Origin of the sequence: Cryobacterium sp. TMT3-29-2 (assembly GCF_004564305.1) — a bacterium.
GTDB lineage: Bacteria > Actinomycetota > Actinomycetes > Actinomycetales > Microbacteriaceae > Cryobacterium > Cryobacterium sinapicolor.
Genome location: NZ_SOGK01000138.1, coordinates 59200 through 67472, shown reverse-complemented (window position 1 = coordinate 67472; position 8273 = coordinate 59200). Strand labels below are relative to the sequence as shown.

At 64.5% G+C, this 8273-nt stretch carries 4 protein-coding genes and 2 pseudogenes; 5 read left to right on the top strand and 1 reads right to left on the bottom strand.

Translation table 11 applies throughout. The features are described 5' to 3' along the window. Positions 1-163: 163 nt before the first annotated feature. Positions 164-1435, top strand: a pseudogene (locus tag E3O67_RS16350) (ISL3 family transposase); the annotation flags it as partial. A gap of 327 nt (positions 1436-1762) precedes the next feature. Here the strand turns inward: E3O67_RS16350 and E3O67_RS16345 are convergent. Then, positions 1763-2233: a hypothetical protein gene (locus tag E3O67_RS16345; RefSeq protein WP_134428764.1), complete on the bottom strand. Its 471-nt coding sequence runs from the start codon at positions 2231-2233 to the stop codon at positions 1763-1765. A gap of 142 nt (positions 2234-2375) precedes the next feature. Between E3O67_RS16345 and E3O67_RS16340 the strand changes: the two are divergent. From E3O67_RS16340 to E3O67_RS16325, 4 genes and pseudogenes are all read left to right on the top strand, one after another. Next, positions 2376-2851 (top strand): annotated as a pseudogene (locus E3O67_RS16340) (transposase); the annotation flags it as partial. An 826-nt stretch (positions 2852-3677) separates the two neighbouring features. Next, positions 3678-6464, top strand: coding sequence for an HAD-IC family P-type ATPase (locus E3O67_RS16335; protein WP_135103171.1), 2787 nt, complete (start codon positions 3678-3680; stop codon positions 6462-6464). 416 nt (positions 6465-6880) lie between these two features. Then, positions 6881-7231, top strand: a complete 351-nt coding sequence (locus tag E3O67_RS16330; protein WP_134428858.1) for a helix-turn-helix transcriptional regulator — start codon at positions 6881-6883, stop codon at positions 7229-7231. Next, positions 7231-7920, top strand: coding sequence for a cation transporter (locus E3O67_RS16325; RefSeq protein ID WP_134428767.1), 690 nt, complete (start codon positions 7231-7233; stop codon positions 7918-7920). Before E3O67_RS16330 ends, E3O67_RS16325 begins: the two co-directional genes overlap by 1 nt. The last annotated feature ends 353 nt before the right edge of the window (positions 7921-8273 follow it).

Genomic DNA, 8273 nt, shown 5'->3' with positions numbered 1-8273 from the left:
TTGTGAGTTGCTTTAGTCGGTACTCACTGACCATCCCACGGTGGCTCTTTACGTTGACGAAGCAACACTCAAGAGCGGGAAACCACACCACTCACAGGGACGTGACCGTTTCGTCTAGGTTTCTAGCTGACAAAGGTAAGAAACACAGGGACGAGAAACCGGCGTGCAAAACTCAACACTATGGCGAACTCTGCTCGGAGTCGATAAGACCATTGTTGAAGCGGTCGATCTCGACGTGGAAACGGGCGCTCTGGTCGCGTCGGTGCGTCCCGCGGCATCGATGCGGAACCGTTGCGGGTCCTGCCGACGCCGTTGCCCCCGCTACGACACTGGTGACGGCCGCCGCTGGTGGCGGTCCCTGGATGCGGGGTCGGTGCAGATCCAGTTAGAAGGTACGGCACCGCGGGTGAGCTGCCGGGTTCACGGCGTCACCGTCGCCACCGTGCCGTGGGCTCGGCATCAAAGCGGTCACACGCTGTTCTTCGATGACCAGGTCGCGTGGCTGGCCACGCAAACATCAAAGACCGCCATTACCGTGCTGATGCGCATCGCGTGGCGCACTGTCGGCGCGATCATCACCCGGGTTCGGGCCGTTGACACAGAGAAGCAGTTCGACCAGTTCGCGGACCTGACCCGGATCGGGATTGACGAGATCATCTACAAGCGCGGCCACAAATATCTGACCCGCGTTGTCGACCACGATTCCGGCCGTCTCGTCTGGGCCGCGCCGGGCCAGGACAAGGCCACCCTCGCGACGTTCTTCGACGCGTTGGGACCGGAACGTTCGGCGCAGATCACCCATATTTCCGCGGACGGTGCGGCCCGGATCGCCAGTGTTGTCCCGGAGAAAGCCCCCAACGCCATCCGCTGCGCTGATCCGTTCCACGTCGTGAAATGGGCCGCCGAGGCCCTCGACGAGGTCCGCCGGGCCGCGTGGAACGATGCCCGCCGCACCCGCGGCCGGCCCGCCGCCGACGCTCCGGCCCGACCGGATAGTGCTCGAGCTGCCGGCATCAAGAACTGCCGCTACGCGCTCTGGAAGAACCCGGAGAACCTGACCGAGAAGCAGCAGGCGAAGCTGGCCTGGATCGTGCAGACCGACCCCCGGCTGGCCCGCGCTTACTACCTGAAGGAAGGCATCCGTGTGATCTTCAAACTGCCTCTCGAGGAAGCGACCGAAGCTCTCGACAAATGGGTTGGTTGGGCTCGCTGCTGCCACATCCCGTCCTTCGTGAAACTGCAGAAGAGCATCGTGAAGCACCGCACCGCGATCCTGGCGTCCATTGAGCACGGCCTATCCAACGGCCGCGTCGAATCCATGAACACCAAGATCCGCCTCATGACCCGCATCGCATTCGGCTTCAAATCACCCGAGGCCCTCATCGCCCCCGCGATGCTCAGCCTCGGCGGGCATAAACCCGTGCTTCCCGGCCGGATTCAACCCACGGAAGAGTCAGGAGAGCCTCATTTCGGCGGGTTTCTAACTGTGTGTTCGTATCGGGTTGCGGTAAGTGCAGGACGGTGTCGTACTTGAGCCCGGTGATGCGGGTTGCCCCGATGCCTAGTGTCCGAGTGTTCGATCGCTCCGGTGACGGCGAGGCCTACGACGGTGTCGGTCGCGCCATCGTAGGGCGCACGGGGAACCTGTGCGCGAGGAAGAGCACGAATTGCATCACTCCGGACATCCGATCGATGCCTTTGATGGTGTCGCTCGACGCGAGCGTGCTCGGCTGGGGCGCACCTGCCGGGCGTTCGCCTCCCGTCAGCCTGTTGTCACCGAGCGATCCTCCGGAAGGTGCGAGGACCACGTGTCGATGGGGCGACGCGGGTAGATGCGCAGCGGATCGGGGAGCTTCGCATAGAGAGCCACCAGGAAAAACCCGAGAGTGAACAACATCTGCTGAATGATCTCGGTGATCTGGCCTTCGACGTAGTGCGTGAGCTCAGCGCCGAACAAGAACATGCCAAACGTAAGCAGCCCGAGCGTCGCGCCTATCCGAGGAAAGATCCCGAGGACGACGAGGAAGCCGGTCGCGAACTCCATAAACGGCAGAAGTGTCCCGGCAAGCGTCACGATCCAGTCGGGCACGGGCTCTTCCGCGAACATGCCCAGGAGCCAGTCGCGAAGGCCGCTGTCACCTGAGACGAGGGCGATGATCTTGTCCGTACCGCCGACGAGCAGCGGGATGCCCACGGCGATGCGGAAGATTGAGTAAAACAGCCTATCCAGCATGGATTTCCTCGCTTGTTTGCTTGGCTACGCAGGGCGGCCTACGACCGTCCTCACCCAGCGTAGTGCCCGTGAACCGTAGCCATGGCCGCCGCCAATGTCCGTTCCATGAGAAAGTCGGCGGACTCCAGCAGATGTCCAAATAGTCGAGGGACGCCTGGTCGTTCGCCGGATCCCGGAACGAAACCCGTTTGAAGGCGCCGGGCAACCGACCCTGTTCGATACGCGCCGGTTCCACGCGTTCTTCACCACCAGCACCCCAGACACCGTCAGCGCTGATAGAACCCACCGGCAACACGCGATCATCGAGCAGGTCAACGCCGATCTCAAAGACAGTGCGCTGGCGCACCTGCCGTCTGGGAAATTCACCGCCAAAGCCGCCTGCTGGTGTTGCCCACGATCGCGTTCAACCTCTCCCGCGCCACCGGAACCCTCGCCGGCAGCGCCCTCGGCAAAGCGCGCACCGGCACCATCCGCCGGAAGCTGATTCAAATTCCGGCGCGCATCTCGACCTCGGCTCGGATACACGTCCTGCACCTCCCGGCCAGCTGGCCCTGGGAAACCGGGTGGACAGCTTTGTTCGCGGCGGCCTGCGGCCCGCCGCGAACCAAGTCCATCTGACCACCCAGCCCCACGGCGCAACCAGAACCAGGAACATCACCGGCAGCAAGGCCGGTCGCTCCGCCACGCCCGCCGAGAGAAACCTCAGCTCAAACGGTGGCGGGCCGACTCAACCAGACCGACCGGTGGATAGAGGTCAAGTTCGCACTGTCGGTTGGCAGAGGTGAGCCTGGCGCCAGCGCCGGCGCGAGACGTCCTTGATCAGGACAACCCGCAGCTCTCCACCGCTGAGGCCCAGACCCAGACCCGATGCAGCCCACGGTGTTCCCACTCGACGTAGACGGCGCGTGGCGTCCGGCCGCGCGATGAACTCGCCCCCCGTAGTCGGGTTCGACCTGCATTAGGCTGTCGGCCTGCACTGAGGTGGCGGGTGCGGGCTACTCGGATATCTCTTGTTCGCTCCCATTATCCGATTGGAACATACGTTCGATTCCTGGGAACGGGCGCACCGTGCGCGCGGACTGCTCGCGATAACGCCCTCACCTTCGGCCGGCCAGTCGAGAGCAGTTCGGCCCCGATGAACTTCCGGCGTCGCGCCTGCGCGACGCCGGATTCAGCGCGCGGGCGACGACCTCGTTGCGCTCCAGCAGGCTTCTCTGCGTAACGCACCGGATTTCATCTGACGTACGCATTGTGATTACCGAAATGCTCTTCGGGTGTCTACAATCAGAAACAACCCGACTGCAATCGCGGTCGGCGACGCACAGGTCACCAAGGACAGATGAGCCGGAGGCCGACGCAGTGCAATCGCTCGCTTATTGCGGTAGCGCCGCTTGCGCTGGACGGACGATCATGCGATACCGCACCATGCCAAGGAGCACGCCAGATGACTATTTCTGAGACCGACTACTCCCGCACCGAGGCGCCCCCAGCGTCCTGGGCCATCACTGGGGAGGAGGTATTGCGCGCCGTCGCTAGCGGGCCAGAAGGCCTGACGGAACACGAGTCCGAATCCCGCCTCGCGCGCGACGGTCGCAACGAATTGCCTACTCCGCCCCAGCCGTCCGTCTTCAAGCGGCTGCTGGCCCAGTACGCTGACGTTTTGATATACATCCTCATCGCGGCGGCCGTGCTGAAGGCGATCACGGGTGACTGGGTCGACTTCACCGTCATCGCTGTTGTGATCGCGGCTACTGGGCTGATCGGCTTCATCCAGGAAGGCCGTGCGGCGTCGGCGCTCGCGGGGTTGCGTAAGATGCAGTCGTTGAGCGCACAGGTACGGCGCGACGGGACCTGGGGAGTGGTCGACTCCGCGACCATCGTCGTCGGTGACGTCGTCCGCGTTCGTAGCGGCGACCGGGTGCCGGCGGACGTCCGGCTGTTGACCTCCGGGCGGCTGCAGGTCGACGAGTCTGCGTTGACAGGCGAGTCGGTGGCCGCTGACAAGAGCCATGAAATCGTGGCTGCGGACGCGGGCATCGGGGACCGAACGTCGATGCTCTTCTCAGGGACCATCGTCACCGCGGGCAACGGCGAGGCCGTGGTCGTGGCTGCGGGGCGGGACACGGAGATCGGCCGTATCTCGGCGCTCGTGTCCGAGCAGGACCAGATGGACACCCCGCTCGCCCGACAGCTCGCCCACCTGGGTAAGCAACTGTCGATCCTCATCGGAGTGCTCGCCGTTGTCATGTTGCTCGTCGGCTGGTTCGTGCACGGCCTGGGTGTCGATGAGCTCATCTCGGCGGCCATCGGGTTCGCCGTGGCTGCGGTGCCTGAGGGACTGCCAGCCCTGGTGACGATCACGCTAGCGCTCGGCGTGCAGCAGATGGCTAAACGCCACGCAATCACACGCAAGATGGAGGCGGTTGAGACCCTCGGCTCGACGACGACCATCTGCTCTGACAAGACTGGGACGCTCACACAGAACGAGATGACCGCCCGGACGGTCGTCACGGCAGTAAGCACTTACACAGTCGAGGGCACCGGCTATGACCCCGCGGGTCGGGTCGTCAACTCCGACGGCCAGACCGCCGACCTCGCCGCCCACCCCGACCTCTCCGATCTCGTGCTGGCCGCCGGTCTCACCAACGACGCCCACGTCGAACAGACGGAAGACGGCTGGCGGGTCGTCGGCGTGCCGACCGAGGGAGCCCTCGACGTCCTGGCGGCGAAAGCCGGCGCAGCCACCGGCGCCGCGACCCGCGTCGGCGCGGTGCCGTTCGAATCAACCCACAAGTTCGCAGCCACCCTCGACGAGCTCCCGACCGGCTCAACCCCCGACGGCGTGACCCGATTCGTCCACGTGGTCGGCGCCCCGGACCGCCTTCTCGACCGAGCCGACACCGAGCGCTCTGCCGACGGCGGCACCGCACCGCTCAACCGGGCGGCGTGGGAGGAGCGGATCGACGCACTCTCGGCCAAAGGACTGCGCGTGCTGGCCGCAGCCACACGCCCGGCCGACGGTGTCGACCACATCGTGCTGGGCGACCTCGATGGCGGCCTGACTTTCCTCGGCGTCATCGGCATCGTCGACCCACCACGCCCCGAGGCAACCGCTGCGATCGCCGAGGCCCACGCTGCAGGCATCCGCGTGAAGATGATCACCGGCGACCACCGCGGGACTGCGACGGCGATCGCCCGTGAGCTGGGCATCGCCCCCGCCGAGGGCGAAGTCCTCGCGCTGACCGGCGCCGACCTCCACGCGATGGACGACGACGAACTCCGCCGGGTCGTACGTGACGTGGACGTTTACGCTCGCACCTCCCCGGAGCACAAGCTGCGGATCGTGCGCGCCCTGCAGTCCCACGGCGAGGTCGTCGCCATGACCGGCGACGGCGTCAACGACGCCCCGTCGATCACGCGCGCCGACGTTGGCGTGGCCATGGGCATCAAGGGAACCGAAGCGACCAAGGAAGCGGCGGACATCGTTCTCGCCGACGACAACTTCGCGACCATCGAACGCGCCGTCGAGGAAGGCCGGCGGATCTATGACAACATCCGCAAGTCCGTAGTCTTCCTGCTGCCCACCAACGGCGCGCAGGCCCTTGTGATCCTCGCTGCGGTCCTGGCGGGGATTGCTCTGCCGCTTTCCCCCGTGCAGATCCTTTGGATCAACTTGATCACCGCGCTCACGTTGTCGTTGACCTTGGCGGGAGAGCCCGCAGAGCCAGGCATCATGCGGCGCATGCCGCGCTCAGCTACGGAGCAGGTACTGTCGTCGCGGGCGATCGCCGTCGTCCTCACCGCCTCGGTCGTCATCGGCGTCGCGACCCTCGCCGTCTACCTCCTCGAGCGCGACCGCACCGGCGATTACGCCGTGGCACAGACGTCCGCAGTCCTGATGCTCGCCCTCGGCCAGCTCGCTTTCCTCTTGAACTGCCGTCTGCTCAACGGTTCCGCGTTCACTGTTCGGGTGCTTACCGGTAACCGCAACCTGTGGATCTCGGCCGGCCTGCTGATGGCCCTGCAGATCATGTTCACCTACGCGCCGTTCATGAACTACTGGTTCGACTCAACCCCCATCGGTTTCCACAGTTGGGCGCTGACAGCTGGCGTTGCCGTCGGCGTTTTCGTGGTGATGGAAGGTGCCAAGGCCGTCATCCGACGGATTGGAAACCGTACGCCGCGAGAGCAGGGAGCACTGCCCGTAGGAAACGTTACGCTTCGGGCTTGACGCTAAGTAGCGCACACGTGCGGCTCCACCCGGCGCTTAGCCTCGATCCCTTCCGGCGCACTGCGCACGGTGGACGGCCGGCCCTTCCCCAGTGGTCGGTACCGAGCCCGCGCCTCCACCCGTGACGACAGAGGTGCCCTGAATCGCCTCGGCGCGACGGCCGCGACCTACGAAGAGGCTCGAGCTGAGTTTCGCCATCAGGCGATGGCCTTGTCGACGTCGAACGGATGCTACTCGGCGAACTCTCCTCATCGGCCGCCGGTGAAGGCGGCTCGGTCGTCCGCTCGATCACGGCCGAGGAGAGCGCTCGTGCCCGCCGCTTTCTCGATTCGACCGCTACTTCGAAGGACGGCGCACGCGCAGTTCTGCCGTATTCTGGCACCTTGTTAATACAGTGTTCGATGTATAGTCATCATGTGCTGACTATTACTACCCGTATTGACGTGATGAACCGGCTGGGCCGCGCGATGGCGGACCCGACGCGTTCTCGCATCCTCATCACCCTGCTGGACGGCCCGAGCTACCCGGCCATACTCTCCCGTGACCTGGGACTCGGCCGCTCTAACGTGTCAAACCACCTCACGTGTCTGCGAGATTGCGGCATCGTCGTGGCACAAACTGAGGGGCGACAGACCCGCTACGAAATTGCAGACCCACACCTCGGCCGGGCGCTAACCGCGCTGGTCGACGTGACGCTGGCCGTTGAGGAGAACGCACCCTGCCTCGACCCGGCATGCTCGATCGCAGGCTGCTGCGAGGCGACCTGATGACTGCCACAGTGACCGCGGCCCGCCGAGCAGTCCTGCACCGCCGGGTGCGGTTCATTGTCGCCTTCACGATCATCTACAACGTGATCGAAGCTGTCGTGGCAATCTGGGCCGGCGCGTTGGCGTCCTCCGCCGCACTGATCGGGTTTGGCCTCGATTCGATCGTGGAAGTGCTCTCTGCTCTAGCCATTGCCTGGCAGTTCACCCGGAAGGACCCGGAGCGCTGGGAGAAGGCGACAGTGCGCGCGATCGGGATTGCGTTCTTTGCCTTGGCCGCATACGTGGTCACCGACTCCGTACTCTCACTCACCGGAGCCCAGGACGTGGACCACAGCCCGCTTGGTATCGGCATTGCGACCCTCAGCCTGCTGGTCATGCCCGTGCTGGCTTGGATCGAATTTGGAACCGGCCGCCAACTCGGATCGAAAAGCGTGATGGCCGATGCCAGGCAACTCGTGTTGTGTATCTATCTCTCCGGAACCGTCCTCATCGGCTTGCTGCTCAACAGCCTATTCGGCTGGGCCTGGGCCGATTCCGTTGCGGCTCTCGTCGTCGCTGTGCTCGCGATCCGGGAAGGCGTTGAGGCGTGGCGCGGTGACGTTGAATCACCATCCGAAGTTCTCAGCGAGATGGTTGAGGATGACGACAACGAGCAACTCGAAGAGAGAACCAGCGACCGACGCAGCTAGGCCGACTCGGCCGGCCTCCGGCCGAATAGTGACATCAATCTATGTAGATGAAGATGAACGCCTCCACAAGCTGCGGGGTCCTTGTCCAGAGGTGTTCGGTCGTTCTCGACCAGAGCTGCTACCCATGGATTCGCCGGGCATCAGGCCACGTGATCCAACGATTGCCAGTTCATCGCCCGCGCTTGTCTGGCAACAAACACCAAGGATGGGCGCCGGGAGGCCAGCTATAGACGGGCGTACACTCAGCAGCAGGGCTGAACGGAGTCGTTCCAGTTGGGGCGGCCGGTTTGCGATCTCGGGGGCGGCGGGTACTCGAGCGAGGAGCATGACAGTCGTCTAGGTGGATCACACAG

Coding starts and splice junctions, on each gene's coding strand:
- E3O67_RS16345 (WP_134428764.1), bottom strand. CDS start 2,233: ATGCTGGATAGGCTGTTTTACTCAATCTTCCGCATCGCCGTGGGCATC.
- E3O67_RS16335 (WP_135103171.1), top strand. CDS start 3,678: ATGACTATTTCTGAGACCGACTACTCCCGCACCGAGGCGCCCCCAGCG.
- E3O67_RS16325 (WP_134428767.1), top strand. CDS start 7,231: ATGACTGCCACAGTGACCGCGGCCCGCCGAGCAGTCCTGCACCGCCGG.